This window comes from Sorangium sp. So ce295 (genome assembly GCF_051527405.1).
GTDB lineage: Bacteria > Myxococcota_A > Polyangia > Polyangiales > Polyangiaceae > Sorangium > Sorangium cellulosum_B.
This window is the reverse complement of the sequence record NZ_CP150324.1, coordinates 10,633,373-10,654,367: the sequence shown is the minus strand read 5'-3', so window position 1 is coordinate 10,654,367 and position 20,995 is coordinate 10,633,373. Positions and strand designations below refer to the sequence as shown.

Here is a 20,995-nt window from a genome sequence, read left to right as displayed (position 1 = left end):
GGTCCGGTCGCTCAGAACCTGGAGACGAGCTCGAGCCGTGCGCCCTCGAACGGTGGGAAGAACCGGCACACGCCCGAAACGCATCGCAGGCCCCCGCGTCGCTGGCCCACGAAGAGCTGTGCGGTATCGACGATCCGGTCGAGCGTCGTCCTCCTCGACCCGGCCTTCCACTGCAGCCCCCCGTTGAAGAAATGGCAGAGCTCGGTGTCCTTGCCAGGCTCACACCCAGGCTGTGAGGTGTACTCGTAGCCGAACATCGCCGCGAGGTGGGGCGACCACTGGAGCGCGAGGTAGTTGTCCCCTTCGACCCAGGAAGATTCGAAGTTCTCTGGCCTGTAACGGCGACGGCTGTTGCCTTGCGCCTGGATCGAGAACGCGCCGGCGAGGTGCTTCACGACGTCGTAGCGGACGTAGCCCTCGCTATAGAAGACGTGGCCAGTGTCGGCTTCATCGGATTGCCGGACTCCAGCCCAGGCGCGCACGTGCGATCGGCTGCCGTCGAAATCGATCTCGGTGCCTGCCGCGGTGTCCCAGGTGTCGGTCCTGTTCGCGTCGTCCGTCTTGCAATCATCGTTCGCCTGGCGCTCGGAGAAGCTCACGTAGCGACCGAGCCAGGCATAAATGGCCGCGCTCCGGGTGAAGCGATAGTCGACGCGCCCGCGCCCGCCGGTCACGCAGACGTTGGGCGCTCCGATCGGCTCGACGTAGATGGGCTCCGCCGTCGGAGGCTGGTTGTACGCCACACCGTCGAACTCCGGCGCATTGAACCCCGGGTTCGACAGCGAAGAGACGTCGATGTTGGCCGAGAGCGGGAAGAATCGCCGGTAGTGCTTCCCTTCGACGGCGACGGCGAGCGGACCGCCGCGCCCGTTCGCCGCCAGATAGACCGCATAGCCGGACACGTCCTTTGCCGGCACGTCATCACGGTCGAGATGACCGCCACGGAGCTGCTGACCGGCAACCTCGACGTAGACGTCCCCGCGCTCCGCGATGGACGGAATGCTCACCGAGCCGCTGAACGTGCGGATCGTGTTGTGCTGCCGCGCAGGGGAGGCGCTGACGACATTGAACTCCGGGAATTTTCCGCCGCACAGGCGCAGCGCGACCTGAAGATCTGCGCCGCCCTCGTCCAGGCATCGGTTGAACTCTTCGGTGTATGTCTTGCGCAGCAGCAGCGCGCCGTTCACCGCGAGCTCCACGCCCTTCAGGCTTGCCTCCAAGCGTCCGCCGAGCACGGTGTCCTCCAGGTAGTTCGGCCGTGCCCCTTCGGTGACATCGCGGGTGCGAGGGTTTCCCTGCGCATCCACCGTCGTCTCGCGCGTGACAAGGTCGTCGGCGCCAGGGAAGCCGAAGAAGAGCGGCGACCCGTCGCCATGGAGCCGCCTGCCGCTCGCGTCATCGACGCGCAGCGGGTTCATCTGCCCGGCGAAGGCGGTGGCTTCGAGCCTGAATAGCTGGAAATCCTTGTCGAGCACGAGCCTGCCGCCCCTCACGGTCGTGTCGATGGCGAGCTCGTCCATCTTCCGCACGCTGAAAACGAGGCCGCGTCCGAGTTGGGCGTAAAAGTCGCCTGCTGTTGCCTCGATGCCCGGCTGCGTGTAGGTGAGCCAGAGCTTCGCTGGATAGACGGTCGTCAAATAGCGGGAGTGAACCTCCCGCGTGGCGTCGTTCAGATTGAACGAGACCTCGTCGTTGAGGACCTTCTGTTGCAGCTCGAAGCTGGTCGCCGAGGGCCTGGCTAGGTAGAAAGAGGCGTTGAGCCGCGTCCCGAGCTGGAGGCGCCACCAGTTGAGCTGAGCGTCGACCCGATCGACGATCTCTCCGTAGTTGTCGTCGAGATAGCGTGCGGGATAGCGGCGATCGTCGTTGCGATTGTCGAAGTGGTAGCTGACGGCCGCGGTGTTCACGACATCGAGCGAGAGCGGTTCGCCGCCGACGTTCGGGAGATCGACCGCCGCCGCCGGCGAGGCCGCGAGGAGGAGCGTCGCTGTCAGGCAGGAACGGACGAAGAGGAGCGGGCTGCGCACCGCCCGATCTCTACCATGGACCTCGCCGCCGTGGAGCGAGCGAGCCGTCGATCGCGCCGAGAAGGCGCGCCGGACGGCCGCCCCGGCGCTACAGGCCAAGCGCCTTTTCGACCTGCTCGGTGAGTGCCGCCTCGTCGCCGGGCTGGTACCCGCCGCGCTTGTGGAGAATCGAGCCGTCTCGGCCGATGAGCACGGAGAACGGAAGCTCGCGCTTCGGATTGTACCTGGCGGCCACGGTCGTCTCCTCGTCGAGGAGCACAGGGAAGATCATCTCCCTGTCGTGGACCGTGCTGCTCACCTGCGCCCGCGACTCCGGTCCGTCGAGCGACACGGCGAGCACGACGAACCCCTTGTCCCTGTGCTTCTTGTAGAGCTCGACGAGGTGGGGCATCTCCGCCAGGCACGGATCGCAGGTGGTCGACCAGAAGTCGATCAGCACCACGCTCTTGCCGGCATAGTCCGAGAGCCTGACCGTCTTGCCGTCGAGGGCGGGGAGCGAGAAATCCGGGGCCGGGCTCGCCGATGAGCCGCCTGAGGCCGCTCCGCACGAGGCGGCGGCGAGGCCGAGGACAATGAACGCCAGCGAGAGCGCGCAGCGGGTTTTTCTGTTCATTGGGTTTCCGTCGCGAAGGGGTCGGACTGAGCGCCCGACCGGCATAAGGGCTCAACGTCGCGGGCGCCCTCTGCGGCGCCCTGGCAGATTCTCCCTACACGCGCGCGCCGACCGGTGGTTCGACGACGCGCCCACGGCGAAGCTCGTTCAGAGCTCGCCGTTCATGATCTTCTCAAAGGTTCGCCAGAAATTGCTGTCTTCCTCGGGCACGCCAGCGACGATCTCCATGATCGTCATGTCCTGCGTCCTGACGATCATGTTCGCCGGGAACGCGTCGGCCTGGAAGAGCGCGCCGAGCTTGTACGAAGGGTCGATCGCCGACGGGTACTGCACGTCGTATCGGGTCGTCCAGCGGTACAGGTCGTTCGGGACCGCCGCCTCGCCCGGGGTCCTTCCGTCTGCGAGCTGAACAAGGAACTCGCCGCCCTGAGGTTGATACTTCTTGTAGAGCTCGGGCAGGACGGACTCTGCCTCGATTTTGCAGGGGCCGCACCATACGGACGAGACGTCGATCAGCAGCACCTTCGGCTTCGGCTCTCCCGCGCCGTAAAGCGAGCCTTCCGGAAAGACCTCCGTCCCGGTCGGGTTGTAGAAATCGGCGAGCTGAATCGGCTGCATCGTGTCGTTGTGTTCGGCGGCGTTGGCGTACCCGACGAACTGATAGTTCGCGATCACCCGGTGGAGGCTCACCCCATACGGCCCAGCCGGATATCGAGCGTTCGCAGCTTGACCCGTCCCCTCGGGAAAAGGAGGAGCAGGAATGGGATCCTCTTCTGCGCAGCCGACGAGCCCTAGAGCCGCCACGACGAAAAGGCCCATCCCACCGAGAACCGCGTCGATTCGCATGATGCCACCGCCTGAAGTATGGTGTAGGAGTGCTCATTCTTCTGGGCGGCACGGGGGGCGTCAAGGGCAACCTTGGCGTCGCCGCTTCGCTCGGGAGCGCGTTTCCGCAATCTCCGGCCAGGCCCGCCGTGCCTGCCCCGATCCGCGGGTGTTTCCCGCGCTGAGGTCCTATGCAGCAGGTTGTCGCTTCTCACAGCGCCCGTCGGCCCCGTCTCCGTAGTATCCACGCCTTCCTGATGCTGTGCTGCCTGGCGAGCGGGGCGGCCATCGCGAGCGGCGCATGCTCGTCGGGCACGCCACAGGACAGATGCTTCGGGGGGGTCATCGTCGACGGCAACTGCGAGGGCAAATGCGAGCCAGAGCTCTGCCTGGAGGGCAACACCTGCGTCGGCAACCGCTGCGTGCTCAGGTGCAGCAGCCACCGCGAATGTATTCCAGGCATCCAGGACTGCGCGCCGGCCGAGGAGGACGACACGAAGGCCGAGATCCTGGTCTGCACGCAGAAGGAGAAGATGGTGGGCTTCGGTGCGCCCTGTCCATTCGGCACCGAGTGCGGCCAGTTCGGTCGCTGCCCCGACGAGACGCCGTGCAACCCGATCCAATGCAACGGGAACCCAGGCGAGTGCAAGCGCGACACGGAGCGGTGCGGCGACGATCCCGCCTGCTCCGCCGGCAAGTGCAGCGACGGCAGCGCCTGCGTCGTCCCGGCCTGCTCTCCCGACCAGTGCACCTCGCTCGGCCTGGAGTGCCTTGGCAAGGGGCAGGGCGACGCCGAGGCCTACTGCACGATGCCGCACTGCATGGGCGATGCGGACTGCCCCGGCGGCTTCGAGTGCGCCGTGTCCCGCGATCCTCACGCGATCTGCGGCACGGACAAGGGGGATGACGGCTTCTGCGGTGAGACCGACGAGGAGTGCATCGACCCGTCCACGTTCGGGGACGGCAACACCTATGTCGAGGGCCCGGTGTGCCTGCTGCGCAGCACCTGCGTCAAGCGCACCCAGTGCGCGCCGTGCAGCACCGATTTCGACTGCTCGTTCGCCGCGGAGCAGCGCTGCGTCGCGATCGACGGCGAGCGCCGGTGCGCCAGGTCCTGCAGCGAGGACTCCGACTGCGACCTGGACTACCGGTGCGACGAGGGCGCGTGCATCCCGCGGTTCGGCGCCTGCACCGGCAAGGGCAACTTCTGCGAGCCGTGCCGCAACGACATGGACTGCGGCGACGCGGACTCCACGATGGAGTGCACCACCACGCTGCGCGGCGAGCGGGCGTGCCTGGACGCGGCGCTCCCCATCCGGTGCACCGCGGAGAACGCGGCTGAGGTCTGCCCGAAGTCGCCCAGCGGGCTCGTCGGCGCGTGCGTGTGCGTCGAGCAGAGCTCGAGCGGGGACTGCGTGGACTCGCGGTGCTACCTGCCGTCGCGCCAGCTCGATCGCGGCGACCCCGATTCAAGCGTCTCCACCTGCTGGTGACGGCGCCGGCCGGGCGCACGAACGGCCTGTGTCGCGCCGCGCCCGGCCAGGCCAGAGCCAGCGCCCGCGGCGACGCCGCGCTCGCCGGTTGACGGGAATCCCGAGCAGTCCTAACTCCTTCGCCCCATGCCCATCACGAAGGACGCCGCGCTCGCCGCGCTGGCAAAGGTCATCGCGCCGGACCTCCAGCGCCCCATCACCGACCTCGGTCGCGTCCGGGAGCTCTCGGTCGAGGGCGAGGCCGTCTCGCTCACCGTCGAGCTGACCAGCTACTTCAAGCAGCGGCTCGCGGCGGACATCGAGGCGGCTCTGAAGGGCGCCGGCGCGAAGGGCGTCCGGATCGCGTGGGACGTCGGCATCCCCACGCGCACCATCCTTCAGGACGACCCGTCCCCGGGCGTGCGGAACATCATCCTCGTGATGAGCGGCAAGGGCGGCGTCGGCAAGAGCACGGTCGCCGCGAACCTCACCCTGGCGCTCAGCCGCGAGGGGGCCAAGGTCGGCCTCCTCGACGCGGACATGTACGGGCCGAGCGTCCCGACCATGCTCGGCGTGATGGGCCGCCCGACGTCGGCCGATGGACAGAAGTTCCTGCCGCTCGAGCGCTTCGGCGTGAAGCTCATGTCGATCGGCTTCTTGCTGGAAGATCCGAGATCGGCGGTCGTCTGGCGCGGGCCGATGCTCCAGAACGCCCTGATCCAGTTCATGCGCGATGTGGAATGGGGTGAGCTCGACTACCTCGTGCTGGATCTTCCGCCCGGTACCGGCGACATCGCGCTGACGATTTCCCAGAAGATGAGGACCACGGGCGCGATCGTCGTGACCACGCCGCAGGAGGTGGCCCTCCAGGACGTGTATAAATCGGTCTCGATGGCCCAGAAAGTCGGGATCGCCCTGCTCGGCGTGGTCGAGAACGAGAGCTACTTCGTGTGCGACGGGTGCAGCAAGCGGCACGAGCTCTTCGGGGCCGGCGGCGGGCAGAAGATCGCCGAGTTCGCCGAGGCGCCGCTGCTCGGCCAGATCCCGATGGATCCGGCCATCCGGGAGTGGGGCGACGCCGGCACGCCGGTCGTACAGGCTGCCCCGAGCAGCCCGATCGCGCGCGCTTTCGTGGATGTGGCGGAGCGGCTGGCCGGCCAGGTCAGCGCCCACAACCTCGCGAGCGGGGGCGGCCTCCGCATCGATCGGAGCGGGGGGACCAACAAGCACCTGCCCATCATGCGGTAGGCTCTCGCGTAAACGTCCCGGATACGATATGGTTCCGGCCCCTTCCCCCCATTCAACCGAGGGGGCCGCTGGAGAGAACGCGAGCACGTTTCGCCCCCATCGGCATGCGTTGTCGCGCGAGGCGCGGATGAATACCCACGAAAATACCACCACGCCGGCGGACGCGCCGGGAGCTCCGGCCGACCAGGGCGGCCCGCTCGAGTCGTCGAACGCTGCGCCCGAGCAAGCAGCCCAAGCCCATGAAGGGGGGTCCACCCCCCCAACCGAAGCGAGCCACGAGCCCGGCGCAGAAGCGTCGTCGCAGGCGAGCTCGGCCCAGTCCGAGGCGACACCGGCCGCGGCGGCGACCGCCGCCCCGGCGAGCGCTGCCGACGACGAGTGGGAAGAGCAGCCGGGCGACAACATCGGCAACCGCGTTCCAGGCCTGCCGCGGGATGATATCGGCAACCGCAAGCCGGGGTTCTCGCCTGGCAAGCGGACCGCTCCGGCGGCCGCGAAGCCGGCGCCGGCCGCGAAGCCCGCGCCGGCCGTGAAGCCCGCGCCGGCCGGAGAGGCCGGTGCGGCCGCGCAGACCGAGGGTGGCGCTGGAAAGAAGCGCCGTCGCCGCCGTCGCCGCAAGGGCGCGGAGGAGGCCGGCCAGCCCGAGGGCGAGGCAGCTGAGGCGGCCGAGGCCAGCGGCGCGGAGGCGGCCGACGCGGCAGAAGAAGACGAGGGCGAGGAGGAGCAGGCGGCCGACGAGGCAGGCGGGCAGCCGCAGCCTGGTGGCGAGAAGCGCAAGCGGCGCAAGGGGCAGGGCGCGCCGCCGCCGCGCGAGCGCCCGGCCTTCAGCATCGGCGAGGAAGTGTTCGGCAAGGTCAGCAAGATCACCGACCATGCCATCTGGATCGACATCGCCGGGAAGGCGACGGGGCTGTTCGACCGTCGCGAGATCCTCGAGGAGGAGCCGCCCGTCGAGGGGGATCAGTTCATCGCGACGGTGGCGAGCACCGGCGTGCGCGGAGGCATGCTCCTCCTGTCGAGGGCGCCGGTGCAGCTCGATCAGGCGCGCGCGCGCGCCGAGGCTGCGCTCCAGAGCGGCGAGTCGATCGAGGGGTTCGTGACCGGGGCGGTGAAGGGCGGGCTCGAGGTCGACCTCGGCGGCCTCCGCGCCTTCGCGCCGGCGTCGCACGTCGATCTGCGCCACGGCGCCGACCTCAACTACCTCGTGGGCCAGCGGCTCGACTTCGGCGTGACCCAGTTCGCGAAGAAGGGGCGCGACATCGTCGTGTCCCGCCGCAAGATGCTCGAGGAGGAGAGCCGGAAGGCGCGCACCGAGGCGCTCACGTCGATCGAGCCCGGCTCGCTGCACAAGGGCATCGTGCGCAAGGTCGTCGCGTGGGGCGTGTTCGTCGCGCTCCCCGACGCCGGCGGCGTCGAGGGGCTGGTCCACATGAGCGAGGCGAGCCACGACCGCGGCGCCAAGCTGGCCGACCTGTTCAAGCCGGGCGCGGAGATCGACGTGAAGGTCCTCCGCGTCGACGACAAGGGCAAGCTCTGGCTGAGCCGCAAGGCCGCCACGGTCGACCCGTGGGACGCGGTGAAGGAGAAGTACGCGGTCGGCACGCGCCACAAGGGCAAGGTCGCTCGCCTGCAGCCGTTCGGCGCGTTCATCGAGCTCGAGCCGGGCATCGATGGGCTCATCCACACGGCCGACCTCTCGATGAAGCCGATCCAGCACCCGGACGAGGTCGTGAAGGTCGGTGACGACGTCGACGTTGTCGTCGCGACCTGCGACGCCGCGGGCCGGCGCATCGGGCTCCACCCTGCTCCGCCCGAGGGCGAGGAGAGCGAGCCGCGCCAGCGCGTTCAGCAGGGAAAGGCGGTGAAGGTGTCCGTCACGCAGGTGACCGAAGGGGGGCTCGTCGTCCGGGTGCTCGGCACCACGGGGCGAGCGGCTCGCGGCTTCATCCCGGCCGGCCACACCGGTACCCAGCGTGGCACCGACCTCCGGAAGGAGTTCCCCATCGGGACCCAGCTCGACGCGAAGGTCATCGAGGTGGATCCGCGTCGGGGCGAGGCCAAGCTGTCGATCCGCGCCCTCAAGGAGGACGCCGAGAAGCAGGCGTACCAGCAGTACCGCGCGGGGGTCGCGCGCGAGGCCAAGTTCGGCACGTTCGCCGACCTGATGAAGAAGAGCTGATCCCGGGGAGGCGCGCGCCGCCCGTGCGGCGGCGCCTCCTCCCTCCTCCTCCAGCCACCGCCCGCGGTCCGGCGCGCTCCGCGCTCCGCGCTACTCGCGCCCTAGCGCGTTCACGGGATCCATGCGCGCGGCCCGCCGCGCCGGGAAGAACCCGAAGACGATCCCGATCGCCGTGCTCACCCCGAGCGCGACCGCGAGCGCACCCGGCTCGAGCCTCATCGGCCAGCCGAACGCGCGCGAGAACCCGAGGATGACGCCGTACCCGAGCGCGCTGCCGACGACGCCGCCCAGCGTGGCGAGCACGAGCGCCTCGAGCAGGAACTGCAGCAGGATGTCGATCTCCCGGGCGCCGATGGCCATCCGGATGCCGATCTCCCGGGTGCGCTCGGTGACGCTGACCAGCATGATGTTCATGACGCCGATGCCGCCCACGACGAGCGACACCGCCGCGATGCTGACGAGCAACGCCGAGAGCGCCGCGAAGATCGCGTCCTGCATGGCCTGGAACTCCGCCTGGCTCCGGACGGCGAAGTCGTCCTCGTCGTTCTCGCCGATGCGGTGCCGCTGGCGGAGGATCGCCTCGGCCTGCTGCCTGGCGCGCTCCGACGTCTCGGCCGACGTCGAGCTCAGCAAGATGGCGTGAACCTCGCCGGGCCGCGTGGCGATGACGTGCGACCGCATCGTGGTGATGGGCATCAGCACGATCTCGTCCTGGCTCTGCCCGAAGGGCGACGCCCCCTTCTCCTCCAGCACGCCGAGCACGCGGTACATCTGGCGGCCGATCCGCACCATCCGGCCGACCGGATCGAGCGATCCGAACAGATCGCGCGCGGTCTGAGCCCCGATCACGACGACCTTCTCGGAGAGGTTCTCCGAGGCGGGGCTCCACGGCTCTCCCTGCGCGACCTTCCAGCTCCGGATCTCGAAGTAGTTCAGGCGCGTCCCGACGAGCGTCGGGCTCGCGTTCTGGCCCTCGTGGATGACCTGGGCGCTCGACCTGAGGAACGGCGCCACGAGCCGGATGCTCGTCGACTCGCGCGCGAGCGCCTGGCCGTCGAGCTCCGAGAGCTTGGCGCCCGCGGTGCTGCGGACGCCCGAGGCGCGGGCGGAGCGGGCGAAGACGATGAGCGAGTTGGAGCCGAGGTTCGAGATCTGCGCGTTGACGTTGGCGCGCGCGCCGCTCGCCAGCGCCGTGACGGTGACGACGGCCGCGACGCCGATCGTGATCCCCAGGATCGTGAGCCCGGCGCGGAGCTTGTTCCGGCGGACGGCGCGCAGCGCGATCACGACCGCCGAGAACACCCGGGTGAGCGTGGCGCTCATTCGTGCCTCAGGGCGGCGATGGGATCCTGACGGGCCGCGCGGCGGGCCGGGAAGAACCCGAAGACGATCCCGATCGTCGCGCTCGTCCCCACCGCGACGACGACCGCGCTGGCCGGCAACGTCATGTTCCAGCCGAGCGTCGCGGCGAGGGCCTTGATGACGCCGAGCCCCGCGCCGAGCCCGAGCACGCCCCCGATGAGCGACAGGGTGATGGCCTCGACGAGGAACTGGACGAGGATGTCTCCCTCGGAGGCGCCGATGGCCATGCGGATGCCGATCTCGCGCGTCCGCTCGGTGACGCTGACCAGCATGATGTTCATGACGCCGATCCCGCCGACGAGGAGCGACACCGCGGCGATCGAGGACAGGAGCATCGTCAAGGTGTCCAGGATCCGCTCCTGGGACGCGCGGAACTCCGCCTGCGTGCGGATCACGAAGTTCGGCTCGTCGTCCGGCGCGATCTCGTGGCGCTGCCGGAGGATCCTGTCGATCTGCTCGACCGCGCGATCGACGGTCCGCTCGCTCGTGGCGGCGGCGACGAGCATCTGCACCCTGCCCGGCGCGCTCGGCACGATCCGCGACCGGAAGCTGCCGATCGGCATGAGCAGCCGGTCATCCTGGTCCTCGCCGAAGGGCGATTGCCCCTTCTTCGCGAGCACCCCGATCACCCGGAACGGGTGCTTGCCGATCCGGATGTACCGGCCAACGGCCTCGCCCGAGCCGAACAGGTTCTCACGGACGGTCTCGCCGATCAGGCAGACCTTCGCCTTGAGCTGCTCGTCGGCCTCGGTCCAGCCCTCGCCCACCCCGACGCTGTACGAGAGGATCGAGAGGTAGCTCCGGGTCACGCCCATGACCTGGGTCGCGACGTTGGCCTCTCCAGCCACGACCTGCGTCGACGTCGAGCTGAACGGGCTCAGCGCGGCCACGCTCGTCGACTCCTTCAGGATGGCGATCCCGTCGGCCTCCGACATCCTCGCGTTCTCGCGGCGCTTCAGCCCCGACGCCTGCGTCGACTGCGGGAAGATGTAGATCGAGCTCGCCCCCATGCCCGAGATCTCGCCCAGGACGCGGTTGCGCACGCCCGTCCCGAGCGCCACGACGATCACCACGGCCGAGACCCCGATCAGGATGCCGAGCACCGTCAGGGCGGCGCGGAGCTTCGAGCGGACGATGGCGCGCAGCGCGATCCGGACGGCGGCGAGGTAGCCGCTCATGGCGAGAGCTCGTCGCTCTCCGCCGCGGAGAGCGGCAGCGCGGCCAGCGCCGCGGCCGCGTCGACGGGGCGATCGTTCCTGAGATCGCTGCGGATCTCGCCGTCGCGCATCGTGATCACGCGGCTCGCGCAGGCGGCGATGTCCGGCTCGTGCGTCACGAGGACGATCGTGATCCCGCCCCGGTTGAGCCGCTGCAGCAGCCCGAGCACCTCGTAGCTCGTGCGCGTGTCGAGGTTGCCCGTGGGCTCGTCGGCGAGGAGCAGCGGCGGCGAGGTGACGAGCGCCCGCGCGATGGCGACGCGCTGCTGCTGCCCGCCCGAGAGCTGGTTCGGCGTGTGGTGCAGGCGCTCGGCCAGCCCGACCGCGCCGAGCGCGTCGAGCGCCCGCTCGCGCCGCTCCGCGGCGCCGACGCCCCGGTAGACCAGCGGCAGCTCGACGTTCTCGAGCGCCGTGGTGCGCGGCAGCAGGTTGAAGCCCTGGAAGACGAACCCGATAAGGCGGTTCCTGACGATCGCGCGCGCGTCGTTGCTGCGCCAGGTGACGTCGAGGCCGTCGAGCCGGTACGTGCCATGCGTCGGCCGGTCCAGGCACCCGATGATGTTCATCAGGGTGCTCTTGCCCGAGCCGCTCTGCCCGACGATCGCGACGAAATCGCCGTGCTGGATGGTCAGATCCACGTGCCGGAGCGCCCTCACGATGACGGCCTCGGTCGTGTAGTCCTTGCCGACGCTCGAGAGCTCGATGAGCGGCTCGTCTCGGGGCGCCGCGGCGACGTCTTGGCTCTGGGGCAGCATCACGCCTCAGAACAGCCGAGGGCCGCGCCCCCTGCCGCTCGCTGATGGATCGTCGTTCTCGTCGGTGACGACCTTGAGCGGCCCGAGATCGGACCCGAGCGCCGTGAAGATGCCGTCGGTGATCCCGACGTCGACGACGCGCGGCTCGATCTTCTCCGCCCCGGGGGTCGCGTCGGTCAGCACGTAGATCCGGCCCTGCTTCGGCGGGAGCGGCTCGAGGGGCGGCGCCTTGATCTCCTTGCCGTCCTTGTCCCGCGCCGGGGCGGGCTTGAACCGGAGCGCCGCGTTCGGCAGCCGCCGCACCCCCTTGGCCTCGGCGGACCGGACGCTCACCGTCGCCGTCATCCCCGGCCGGAGCTTGACGTCGGGGTTGTCGACCTCGACGACCGCCGCGTACGTGACGACGCCGGACTGGCTCAACGGGCTGTAGCGCACCTGGCTCACCGTCCCTCGGAACGTCTCGCCCGGGAACGCATCGACGCTCACGTCCGCCGTCATGCCCTCGCGGAGCCGCCCGACGTCCGCCTCGTCGATGTCGGCGAGCACGCGCATCTTGCGGAGATCCTGGGCGATCACGAAGAGGGTCGGCGCCTGGAAGCTCGCCGCCACGGTCTGCCCGGGGTCGATCGCGCGGCTGATGACGACCCCGTCGATGGGCGAGAAGATGCGCGTGTACTGGAGGTTCGTCGTGGAGGAGCGGAGCACCGCCCTGAGCTGCGCCACCTGCGCCTTCGAGGCCGCGAGGTCGGCGAGCGCGACGTCGTAGGCGCCCTGGGCCGTGTCCAGATCGGCCTGCGAGCCCACCCCCTCCGCGACCATCTTCCTCGCGCGCTCGAGCCGCTGCTTGGCGGTCCCCAGCGACGCCTCCGAGCGCACGACGCTCGCGCTCGCCGCCGCGATCTGCGCCTGGTTCGAGTCGATCTGCGCCCCGAAGAGCGTCGGATCGATCTCGGCCAGCACGTCGCCGGCCTTCACGATGCTGTTGAAGTCCACGTAGACCTTGGTGATTCGCCCCGAGACCTGGGCGCCGATCTGCACCTCGGTGAGCGGCTTGACCTGCCCCGTCGACTGGACCACTTCGAGCACGTCGCCCGTGGTGATGTCGCCCGTGACGTAGCGCGGCGGCGGCGGGGGCCTCGTCCGGATCCGCCAGACGACGATCCCCGCGACGAGCGCTGCGATCGTCGCGAGGACGCCGAGGCGAGCGAGCCAGCGCTTCGTGCCTACCCGGGAGAGCTCCTGCTCCAGGCTCTCTCCCCCACGTCGAGGACGCGGTCCGCCCTCACGCAGGCCCCGGGCTGCCGCGCCGCCGGGCGGCGCCGGCGCGGTCGAGGCCGGTCGCGTCTCGCCCGGCGCCGCCTCTCCGGGACGGAGGCGCTCCGTTTCCGTGGTGGCCTGCGCAGCAGGGGGCGGCGCGTCGAGGGGGTCGCGACCGGTCGCCCGAGCCATGGAGTCGGCCATCGGACGTCCTCATAGCATGCTGCCGCGCGAGCGCGCCTCGCTTGAAACCGCGGAACCGCCGTGGCAGACCAACCGCCGCCCCATGGAGTCGCTGCCCATCGCAACGGATACGGTCGTCACGCTGTCCTACGTCCTCTTCAACGAAAGCGGAGAGACGGTGGATGAGGCATCGACCGCGGAGCCGCTCGTCTACACGCACGGATATGCTCAGATCGTGCCTGGGCTGGAGCGCGCGCTGGAAGGGCTGCGCGCCGGCGAGCAGCGCGAGATCACCGTCGAGCCGGAAGATGCGTTCGGCGAGCGCGATGACGCCGGCGTCTTCGAGGTGGACAAGGCGGATTTCCCCGATGGGGGCGCTGTCGAGGTCGGCGACGAGTTCGTCGCCCAGGGCCCGGACGGTTCGCCGATCGCGCTCCGGGTCATCGAGATCCTCCCCGAGGGGTTCCGGGTGGACACGAATCACCCTCTAGCGGGCCAGAAGGTGCGCTTTCAGGTTCAGGTCAAGGACGTGCGCGCCGCCAGCGAGGAGGAGATCGCGCAGGCTCAGGCCGAGCTGGAGGAGCGCATCGAGGATTCCGAGGGCGAGGGCTGCTGCGGTCACGACCACGACCACGACCACGACCATGATCACAGCCACCATCACGAGCACGGCGATGGTGGGGTGCTCGTGACGCTCTCGAAGAAGTCGTCATAAGCCCACCGCGAACTGGTGGGTTGTCCGAGGAGATCACATCATGACCGTAGGTGAGAAGGGCAAGCTGACCGAGCTGCAGCTCGATCGCCGGGTGCGCGAGCGCCTCCTGGCGAGCGGGACGCTCAACGCGGGGACCATCGAGGCGCACCTCGCGGGCTTGCCGGACCTGGAGGAGCACGCCGAGGGGATCGCCGTCGATCAGCCGGCGCTCGGCGCGTCAGCGCATGGGTCGCGGATCGAGCCCGAGCTCGACGACGAAGGGGCAGAGTGAGCGACGCGAAGAATCGCGAAGAGCTCCCTCCGCCGGGGAGCCCCCCGGAGCTGCCGACGCTCGACTTCTCGACCTTCGTGCTGTCGATCATCGGCTCCGCGTACGTGCACCTCGGCGACGCGCCGAGCCCCGACGGCAGGGAAGAGCAGAACCTGATCCTCGCGCATCAGGACATCGATTTGCTGTCGCTCCTCCAGGAGAAGACGAAGGGGAACCTCTCGGGCGACGAGGAGAGGTTGCTCGAGCAGGCGCTCTACGATCTGCGGATGCGCTACCTCGAGGTCTCGAAACGATCGTGACCGTTGGCGCCAGGGCTCTCCTGTGGGTCCTCCTCGCCTCGCTGGTCGCCTCGTGCAGCAAGGCCTCTCCTGGCCACTCTTCCAGCGCAAGCAGCGCCACCGTCCCCTCGGGCGCCGTGCCGGTGGCGATCGCTCCGCCTCCGTCCGCGCCGCCTCCTCCTCCGATCGTCCGCTCCGAGGGCATGCCCGGCTCCTTCGCGCCGCTCGCGCGCAGGGCCGATCCAGCGGTCGCGACGGTCAAGGCGCGCGTCGAGCGGCAGCAGCAACCGGGCGGCCGCCGCCGCACGGTCGCCGAGGGGCTCGGGACCGCCTTCGTCTATGATCCAGAGGGCTTCCTGCTGACGAACAACCACGTGATCGAGGGCGCGACCGACATCCTCGTGAGCTTCGTCGACGGCCGCGACATCAAGGCGACCGTCATCGGCCGCGACAAGCACACGGACGTCGCCGTGCTGAAGGTCGACGAGAAGGGGCTCCCGTCGCTCCCCCTGGGCGACTCGGACACCATCGAGGTCGGCGACTGGGTGGTCGCGATCGGCAACCCCTTCGGCCTCTCCCACACGGTCTCGGCGGGCATCCTCTCCGCCAAGGGCCGCACCCGGGACGACGTGAAGGGGCTCGACCCGAGCGGCTACTTCAACTTCCTCCAGACGGACGCGAGCATCAACCCCGGCAACTCCGGCGGCCCGCTCCTGAACCTCAAGGGCGAGGTGGTCGGCATCAACGCGGCCGTGCGCGCCAACGCGAACAACATCGGGTTTGCGATCCCGATCAACATGGTGCGGCAGCTGCTCCCGATGCTGCTGCGCGACGGCAAGATCCGGCGCAGCCAGGTCGGGGTGATCGTCGACGTCCTGAACTCGATCGAGGCGGGGCGGCTCAAGCGCCCCGATCGAAAGGGGGCGTGGGTGAAGACCGTGGTGGCGGGGGGACCCGCGGACCGGGCTGGCATCGCGCCGGACGATGTGATCCTCGGCTTCGAAGGAAAGACGATTTCCGACCCGAACGAGCTCCGGTGGATGGCGAGCATCGCCGGGGTGAACAAGGTCGTTACGCTCCGCGTCGCGCGGCTGGAGCGGGTCTTCGATGTCCGCCTCACGCTGGGCGAGCTACCCGAGCTCAGCGACGAGTCCGATGAGCCGTGAGCCGAACGGCCGCCGTCTGCCGCCCGGCACGTCCGTTGGTTGCCGCGCGCCGTGCGTGGCCGCCTGCTCCGCGACCTCCCTCGTCCCCCAGCCTCCTCAGGTAAGCTGACCCCGTGGCCATTGCACCTTCTCACCCGGACGAGCTCGAGCCGGTCGCACCTCCCGGTGATCCCGGCGAGGGCGACGCGGAAGGCGACGACCTGTCCGCGGAGGGCGACCACCCCGAAACGAAGCAGATCCACCCGCGCCTGAATAGCGCTTCCGCCAGTGCGTCCAATCGCGAGGCGCGACGGCGGGAAGCGGAGGAAGATCGTGAGCTCATCGAGCGAGCGCAGAAGGGGGACCAGGCGGCTTTCCGCTCGCTCGTGGAACGGCACCAGCGCAGGGCGTTCGCGATCGCGATGGGGCTCGTCCGCGACGAGAACGACGCGCGCGAGCTCGTGCAGGACGCCTTCCTCCGGGTCTACAAGGGCCTCGGCTCCTTTCAGGGGGGCTCCTCGTTCTTCACCTGGCTCTACAGGATCGTCACGAACCTGGCGATCGACCTCATGCGGAAGCCGGGACGCCGCGACCTCGAGCTCCAGGAGAACCAGGCGGCGGACGAGCAGTCCGACTTCCCGCTCGTCGCTCGGATCGACGGCGCGGACCCCCTCAACGTCGTCCGGCGGCGGGAGATCGCCGGGCGCATCCAGGCCGCGCTCGACGCGCTGCCGCCCTACCACCGAGGCGTGATCCTGATGCGGGAGGTGGAGGGCATGTCGTACGAGGAGATGGCTCAGGCCATGGGGGTCTCGAAGGGGACGATCATGAGCCGCCTGTTCCACGCCCGTCAGAAGCTTCAGCGCGCCCTCGCCGACTGTTACGCGGAGGAAGAGGGCAAGGCCCCAGCAGAGGACCCGGAGGAGATCGCGTGAGCACCGCCAACAGCAGCAAGGCGAATCACGGGGAAGCGAGCGCCCCGCCGACGGATCTGGAGCTGATGCTCTATGCCGACGGTGAGCTCGATGAAGCTCGTCACCGGCAGGTGGAGGAGTACGTGCTCCACGACCCGCGCTGCCGGGCGAAGGTCGCAGCGCTCGTCACCGCGGCCGACATGGTCCGGGACAGCGCGCTGGCCTCCAGCGCGGCCGACGGCATCGCCGATGGGGTGATGGCGAAGATCCTCGAAGGGCAGGCGGGCGCCGCGCGGGTCGACGGGGTCGGCGCCGCGCGGCCGCTCGCGGCGCCGCCGTCGGGCGAGCCGCCCCGCGCTCGGGCGCGGCTCCAGGGATCACCGGCGAACGACAACGCGCGCGGGATCTTCGCGCTGACGGCGCTCGCCGTGGCGGCGGCCGCCGCCTTGATGGTCTGGGGCAAGATGGGCGTGGAGACGCCCACCGCGGAGCTGACGGCGCAGGCGCCCTCCGCGTTGCTCGCCCCGCCGCCCGCGGCGCCCTCCGCGTCGCTCGCGGCGCCGGCGAAGGAGCCGGACGCCGCGCCGAGCTTCGAGGGGGAGGTCGAGCCCGGCGTCGAGATCGCCGCGGTCGACTTCGGGGCACGCATGGGCACCATCTTTTACGTCCCGCAGGAGGCCGTGGCTTCAGGCCCGACGACCACGGTGGTCTGGCTCTCCGATGACGGTCCGGGAGGACAGTGATGAGATTTCTTGCGAGTGCGATCACCGCGACCATGGTCCTGGCGCTCGGCGTGAGCCCTTCCCCTGCCGTCGCGCAAGAGCAGGCGCCGGCCCCCCCGCAAGCGGCGCCGTCGGACGCCGAGGTCACGTCCGAGATCGTGATCCTCCACGCGACGAACGATGGGAAAGGCATCGACCCGAAGATCGGCAAGATGCCCGAGCTCGGGAAGCCGCCGTTCTCGTCGTACAACAGCTACAAGCTCCTCGAACGGCTGAAGGTCACCCTGCAAAAGGGGAAGCCGACCACGACGAAGCTGCCGAACGGCAGCGTCCTCATGGTGTCGCTGAAGGACGTGGTCGCCGCGAAGAAGAAGGACGAGCCGAGGCGCTTCGTCGTCAGCGCGAGCATCCAGAAGCCCGGCGGCAACTCGTTTCTGCCCCTGCTCGAGGTGAACGCCAAGGCCGGCGAGAGCTTCTTCGTCGCGGGTCAGCAGCACATGGGCGGCGTGCTGGTGCTGGGCATCAAGGTCGCGCCCTGAGTCGAGGGGATCTCGCCCCTGCTCAGCGGCGGGCCGAGGACGGCAGCGCGATCGGCAGATCCAGAGAGAAGACCGTCCCGCGCGGGGCGCGCGCCTCCGCGCGGATGCTGCCGCCGTGTGAGGCAACGATGTTCCTTACGATGCTCAGGCCGAGCCCGGTGCCGGTCCCGTCGGTCTTCGTCGTGAAGAAGGGGTCGAAGATCCTCGGCAGGTGCTCGGGCTCGATCCCGTGCCCGTCGTCGCGGATCGTCACCGTGATGTAGCCGTCCTCCGGCGACATCGCGGTGGAGATGCCGAGGCAGCCGCCGCGCTCGTTCATCGCGTGCGCGGCGTTCGTGAACAGGTTCACGAACACCTGCGTCAGCGGATCGATGACGCCGCAAACCGGAGGGATCTCGTCGAAGCGCCGCTCGACGGTGACGCCCGTCTGGTCGAGGAGGTGCTCGCAGAAGACGAGCGCGCGCTCGATGATGTCGTGGAGCGAGACGGCGCCCGGCTTCTCCGTGGACGGCCGCGCGTAGGCGATCAGGTCGCGCGAGAACCGGCGGATGCGATCCGCCGCTTCGTTGATCCTCGCGAGCCGCTCGATGTCCGAGGGGTCGAAGCCGCCGCGCTCGCCCTTGCGGCGCAGGTACTCGGAGTAGGCGAGGATCGAGGTGAGCGGGTTGTTGAGCTCGTGCACGACGCCCGCGGCCATCTTCCCGAGCGAGGCCAGCTTCTCGGCCTGCATGACCTGAGCGCGCAGCGACTCGTGCGCGCGCGCCTCGCGGAGCGACGCGCCCAGGGTGAGCACGAGCCGGTCGACCAGCGCCTGTACAGGCGCGCTGTCGAGGTACGCGGCGTCGTCGGCCGCGATGTGCATCGTCGAGCGACCTCCGGGCTCGATCGCCACGACGCGCTCGAAGGCGAACTCCGGGAGGAGCCGCGCCGGATCGCGGCCGTCGTCGCGGCGAGCGCGCGGCGAGACCCGGACGGCCACCTGCGCCCCCGTCGCGCCGGGGATGTAGACGCCGAGCCCGCAGGCCGTGAGCACCTTCGCGGCCGCGCCGAGCAGCGTCGAGGCGCGCTGCTCGATGGAGGCCGACGGATCCAGCTCGCTCGACGCGATGAGCAGGCTGTCCACCCACTCGAGCGGGATGTCCCGGGTGAGGGGCTTCCGGAGCGTGACGGGAGCGTCGGACAATGGCTGCTCCCCCAGGCGCTCCGCGGTCTTTCCGCTCACCCGATCACCCTGTTCGGGTCGTCGCCGCTCGATCGGTCGAGATCGATGATCTTCGCGGCGCCGACATAGGATTTCGTCTCATAGCGGGTGATCTTGCCGATCTTGCGGACGATCTCCGCCATCCGCTCGGCTTCGCTGCGGATCGTGGTCGCGGCCCCCTTGATGGGGGACGCGTCGTCGATCCGGCGGCAGATCAGCTCGGCGTAGCCGAGCACGCTGGTGAGCGGCTGGTTCAGCTCGTGCGCGGCCGCGCCCGCGAGCTCGGCGATGATGGCCTGCTTCTCGCGCGCGCGGAGCTCCTCCTGCGCCTCGGTGAGGCGGGCCTCCATCCGCATCCGCTCCCGCAGGTCCGTGAAGATGCCGACCGAGCCGACCGGGACGCCGTTCTCGAAGATCAGCGCCGCGGAGAGGTGCACCGGGATCCGTGACCCGTCCCTGGCCAGGACCTCGGTCCGGTAGCCCTCGAGCCGGCCGGGACCACCGTGCTCCTTCGCGTGGATGAGCCTCATGATGTGCTCGGCGTTGTGGTCGGGGTAGAGCGCGCGGGCGTTCATCGCGCCGACGACCTCCTTCGCGTCATACCCGTAGATCCGCTCGGCGGCGCGGTTGAAGAGCAGGACGACGCCCTCCATGTTGGCCGAGACGATCGCGTCGACCGAGCTGTCGATGACGCGCTCCAGGAACTCCTTCGTCTTGGTGAGCTCCGCCTCGGTGGCGCGCTCCGTTGTGACGTCGCGGAAGCTGACCAGGACGGCGCCGCTCTCCTCGCGAAGGACGCTGCTGAAGCTGAAGCTGAGGATGAGCCGCTCGTGCTCGCCCCGCCGCACGGTGAAATCCACCATGTGCGGGAACGATCCCTTGGCGAAGCCGGCCCGGATCTCCTCGAGGAGAGGGTGCTCGCGCGCGTCGACGAGATCGGCCAGGTTCGCCCTCTCGAGGTCCTCCGCCGTGCGCCCCGTGATCGCCTGCGCGCGCGGGTTGGAGAAGAGGATGTGACCGTCGGGATCGACGACGACGATGCCGTCCGCCGTCGAATAGAAGAAGTCGGCGTAGCGCTGGAGCGCCTTCAGCCGGCGCTCCGCCTCGAACCGCGCGAAGGTGCTCTGCTGCGTCTGGTCGCGGAGCGACTGCAGGATGCGCGCGTTGCGCAGGGCGATCGCGGTGGCGCTCGCGACCGTGCGGGCCAGCGAGAGCTCGTGCGCGTGGGGCGCCACCGGCTGCCGGCCGCGCAAGAAGAGCACGCCGAGCGGCTTGTCCTCGAACAAGATCGGCAGGAGCGCCAGCGAGCGGAACGCGTTCTCCGGGAGCTCCGCGCGCACGAGGTCGAACAGCGGGTGCGCCTTCGCGTCGTCGATCACGAGCACGTCGCCCGTGCGCATGACGCGCTGGATCTCGGGGTACTTGCCGAGATCGATCGGCAGATCCCGCAGCTCCTTGTCGTCGCTCGCGGCGACGACGTAACCGACGTCGCCCGCGTCGCGCACGAGGACGATGCTGCAGCGGTCGACGCGCGCCACCTCGGCGATGCGCCGCACGACCGTGAAGAGGATGTTCCGGAAGTCGAGCGTCGAGGAGAGCGCCTGCGTGAGCTCGAGGACCACCTTCGCGTCGTGCTCTTTGCGCGCGAGCGCGTCGACGTAGTCCCGGATCCGGAGCTGACCGCGGATGCGCGCGATGAGCTCGGCAGGGCGGAACGGCTTGCGGATGAAATCGTCCGCGCCGAGCTCGAAGGCGCGGGCGACCTCCTCGTCCGCGTCGAGCGCGGTCAGCACGACGACGGGGACGTCCTGCGTCCGGGGGGCGTCCCGCACGGCGCTGAGGACCACGTAGCCGTCCGGGGGTGGCATCACGAGGTCGAGCAGCACGAGCGCGGGCACGCTCGCCTTGAGCCAGGCGAGCGCGTCCGCGCCCGAGGTGACCGCGACGGCCTCGATGCCCGCGTCGGCCAGCGCGTGCAGCAGCATCTGCCGGCTGACGGCGTCGTCGTCCACGACGAGCACAGGATCACGGCGAGGCACACGCCAAGCTTAGCGACTCCAGGCTGGAGCGAT

The 20,995-nt window shown here is 69.7% G+C and carries 19 protein-coding genes; 10 read left to right on the top strand and 9 right to left on the bottom strand.

The features are described 5' to 3' along the window. Positions 1 to 11: 11 nt before the first annotated feature. The 3 genes from WMF11_RS40405 to WMF11_RS40395 all read right to left on the bottom strand — a co-directional run bounded on the left by WMF11_RS40405 (position 12) and on the right by WMF11_RS40395 (position 3,315). The gene (locus WMF11_RS40405; protein ID WP_437974587.1) at positions 12 to 2,027 is read right to left on the bottom strand and encodes a DUF6029 family protein; all 2,016 of its coding nucleotides are present in this window, start codon (positions 2,025 to 2,027) and stop codon (positions 12 to 14) included. A gap of 88 nt (positions 2,028 to 2,115) precedes the next feature. Next, entirely contained in the window at positions 2,116 to 2,640 is a 525-nt protein-coding gene (locus WMF11_RS40400) for a TlpA disulfide reductase family protein (RefSeq protein ID WP_437295034.1), read from the bottom strand. A gap of 147 nt (positions 2,641 to 2,787) precedes the next feature. Further along, positions 2,788 to 3,315 carry a TlpA disulfide reductase family protein gene (locus WMF11_RS40395; protein ID WP_437904465.1) on the bottom strand — a complete coding sequence of 176 codons (528 nt, stop codon included), beginning with the start codon at positions 3,313 to 3,315 and terminating at the stop codon, positions 2,788 to 2,790. A 407-nt stretch (positions 3,316 to 3,722) separates the two neighbouring features. Here WMF11_RS40395 and WMF11_RS40390 point away from each other — a divergent pair, with 407 nt between their 5' ends. The 3 genes from WMF11_RS40390 to WMF11_RS40380 all read left to right on the top strand — a co-directional run bounded on the left by WMF11_RS40390 (position 3,723) and on the right by WMF11_RS40380 (position 8,364). Further along, positions 3,723 to 4,958, top strand: coding sequence for a hypothetical protein (locus WMF11_RS40390; protein WP_437974586.1), 1,236 nt, complete (start codon positions 3,723 to 3,725; stop codon positions 4,956 to 4,958). A 126-nt stretch (positions 4,959 to 5,084) separates the two neighbouring features. Continuing rightward, the gene (locus WMF11_RS40385) at positions 5,085 to 6,185 is read left to right on the top strand and encodes a P-loop NTPase (protein WP_437545093.1); all 1,101 of its coding nucleotides are present in this window, start codon (positions 5,085 to 5,087) and stop codon (positions 6,183 to 6,185) included. A 127-nt stretch (positions 6,186 to 6,312) separates the two neighbouring features. After that, positions 6,313 to 8,364: a S1 RNA-binding domain-containing protein gene (locus tag WMF11_RS40380; RefSeq protein ID WP_437904463.1), complete on the top strand. Its 2,052-nt coding sequence runs from the start codon at positions 6,313 to 6,315 to the stop codon at positions 8,362 to 8,364. A 90-nt stretch (positions 8,365 to 8,454) separates the two neighbouring features. On the opposite strand, the gene WMF11_RS40375 is transcribed toward WMF11_RS40380, so the two are convergent. Genes WMF11_RS40375 through WMF11_RS40360 form a run of 4 tightly spaced genes read right to left on the bottom strand, consistent with a single transcriptional unit; the run spans position 8,455 to position 13,159 of the window. Beyond that, a complete protein-coding gene (locus WMF11_RS40375) occupies positions 8,455 to 9,687 on the bottom strand; it encodes an ABC transporter permease (protein WP_437904462.1) in 1,233 nt (410 codons plus the stop codon). Further along, positions 9,684 to 10,904 (bottom strand): ABC transporter permease, encoded by a 1,221-nt coding sequence (locus tag WMF11_RS40370; protein ID WP_437974585.1) that lies wholly within the window; start codon positions 10,902 to 10,904, stop codon positions 9,684 to 9,686. The genes WMF11_RS40375 and WMF11_RS40370 overlap by 4 nt, the downstream gene beginning before the upstream one ends. Next, positions 10,901 to 11,698 (bottom strand): ABC transporter ATP-binding protein, encoded by a 798-nt coding sequence (locus WMF11_RS40365; RefSeq protein WP_437974584.1) that lies wholly within the window; start codon positions 11,696 to 11,698, stop codon positions 10,901 to 10,903. Before WMF11_RS40365 ends, WMF11_RS40370 begins: the two co-directional genes overlap by 4 nt. Positions 11,699 to 11,704: 6 nt before the next feature. Continuing rightward, the gene (locus WMF11_RS40360) at positions 11,705 to 13,159 is read right to left on the bottom strand and encodes an efflux RND transporter periplasmic adaptor subunit (protein WP_437974583.1); all 1,455 of its coding nucleotides are present in this window, start codon (positions 13,157 to 13,159) and stop codon (positions 11,705 to 11,707) included. A gap of 82 nt (positions 13,160 to 13,241) precedes the next feature. Here WMF11_RS40360 and WMF11_RS40355 point away from each other — a divergent pair, with 82 nt between their 5' ends. From WMF11_RS40355 to WMF11_RS40325, 7 genes are all read left to right on the top strand, one after another. Then, positions 13,242 to 13,853 carry an FKBP-type peptidyl-prolyl cis-trans isomerase gene (locus WMF11_RS40355; protein ID WP_437904460.1) on the top strand — a complete coding sequence of 204 codons (612 nt, stop codon included), beginning with the start codon at positions 13,242 to 13,244 and terminating at the stop codon, positions 13,851 to 13,853. Between the two features lie 40 nt (positions 13,854 to 13,893). Continuing rightward, the gene (locus WMF11_RS40350; protein ID WP_437904459.1) at positions 13,894 to 14,124 is read left to right on the top strand and encodes a hypothetical protein; all 231 of its coding nucleotides are present in this window, start codon (positions 13,894 to 13,896) and stop codon (positions 14,122 to 14,124) included. After that, positions 14,121 to 14,423: a DUF1844 domain-containing protein gene (locus WMF11_RS40345; protein ID WP_012239831.1), complete on the top strand. Its 303-nt coding sequence runs from the start codon at positions 14,121 to 14,123 to the stop codon at positions 14,421 to 14,423. The genes WMF11_RS40350 and WMF11_RS40345 overlap by 4 nt, the downstream gene beginning before the upstream one ends. Continuing rightward, positions 14,420 to 15,568, top strand: a complete 1,149-nt coding sequence (locus WMF11_RS40340) for a S1C family serine protease (protein WP_437974582.1) — start codon at positions 14,420 to 14,422, stop codon at positions 15,566 to 15,568. The genes WMF11_RS40345 and WMF11_RS40340 overlap by 4 nt, the downstream gene beginning before the upstream one ends. 113 nt (positions 15,569 to 15,681) lie before the next feature. Then, complete coding sequence (locus WMF11_RS40335) at positions 15,682 to 16,482, top strand: sigma-70 family RNA polymerase sigma factor (protein WP_437974581.1); 801 nt, start codon at positions 15,682 to 15,684, stop codon at positions 16,480 to 16,482. Continuing rightward, entirely contained in the window at positions 16,479 to 17,204 is a 726-nt protein-coding gene (locus tag WMF11_RS40330) for an anti-sigma factor family protein (protein ID WP_437974580.1), read from the top strand. The genes WMF11_RS40335 and WMF11_RS40330 overlap by 4 nt, the downstream gene beginning before the upstream one ends. Beyond that, positions 17,204 to 17,722, top strand: a complete 519-nt coding sequence (locus WMF11_RS40325) for a hypothetical protein (protein WP_437545081.1) — start codon at positions 17,204 to 17,206, stop codon at positions 17,720 to 17,722. The genes WMF11_RS40330 and WMF11_RS40325 overlap by 1 nt, the downstream gene beginning before the upstream one ends. Positions 17,723 to 17,744: 22 nt before the next feature. On the opposite strand, the gene WMF11_RS40320 is transcribed toward WMF11_RS40325, so the two are convergent. Next, positions 17,745 to 18,944, bottom strand: coding sequence for a sensor histidine kinase (locus WMF11_RS40320; protein ID WP_437974579.1), 1,200 nt, complete (start codon positions 18,942 to 18,944; stop codon positions 17,745 to 17,747). Then, entirely contained in the window at positions 18,941 to 20,962 is a 2,022-nt protein-coding gene (locus tag WMF11_RS40315; RefSeq protein ID WP_437904455.1) for a PAS domain S-box protein, read from the bottom strand. The genes WMF11_RS40320 and WMF11_RS40315 overlap by 4 nt, the downstream gene beginning before the upstream one ends. Positions 20,963 to 20,995 lie beyond the last annotated feature (33 nt).

Bases quoted from the DNA above. Each gene is read 5' to 3' on its own strand.
- WMF11_RS40360 (WP_437974583.1), bottom strand. From the start codon at position 13,159: ATGGCCGACTCCATGGCTCGGGCGACCGGTCGCGACCCCCTCGACGCG.
- WMF11_RS40390 (WP_437974586.1), top strand. From the start codon at position 3,723: ATGCTGTGCTGCCTGGCGAGCGGGGCGGCCATCGCGAGCGGCGCATGC.
- WMF11_RS40385 (WP_437545093.1), top strand. From the start codon at position 5,085: ATGCCCATCACGAAGGACGCCGCGCTCGCCGCGCTGGCAAAGGTCATC.
- WMF11_RS40400 (WP_437295034.1), bottom strand. From the start codon at position 2,640: ATGAACAGAAAAACCCGCTGCGCGCTCTCGCTGGCGTTCATTGTCCTC.
- WMF11_RS40325 (WP_437545081.1), top strand. From the start codon at position 17,204: ATGAGATTTCTTGCGAGTGCGATCACCGCGACCATGGTCCTGGCGCTC.
- WMF11_RS40355 (WP_437904460.1), top strand. From the start codon at position 13,242: ATGGAGTCGCTGCCCATCGCAACGGATACGGTCGTCACGCTGTCCTAC.
- WMF11_RS40365 (WP_437974584.1), bottom strand. From the start codon at position 11,698: ATGCTGCCCCAGAGCCAAGACGTCGCCGCGGCGCCCCGAGACGAGCCG.
- WMF11_RS40370 (WP_437974585.1), bottom strand. From the start codon at position 10,904: ATGAGCGGCTACCTCGCCGCCGTCCGGATCGCGCTGCGCGCCATCGTC.
- WMF11_RS40380 (WP_437904463.1), top strand. From the start codon at position 6,313: ATGAATACCCACGAAAATACCACCACGCCGGCGGACGCGCCGGGAGCT.
- WMF11_RS40350 (WP_437904459.1), top strand. From the start codon at position 13,894: ATGACCGTAGGTGAGAAGGGCAAGCTGACCGAGCTGCAGCTCGATCGC.
- WMF11_RS40375 (WP_437904462.1), bottom strand. From the start codon at position 9,687: ATGAGCGCCACGCTCACCCGGGTGTTCTCGGCGGTCGTGATCGCGCTG.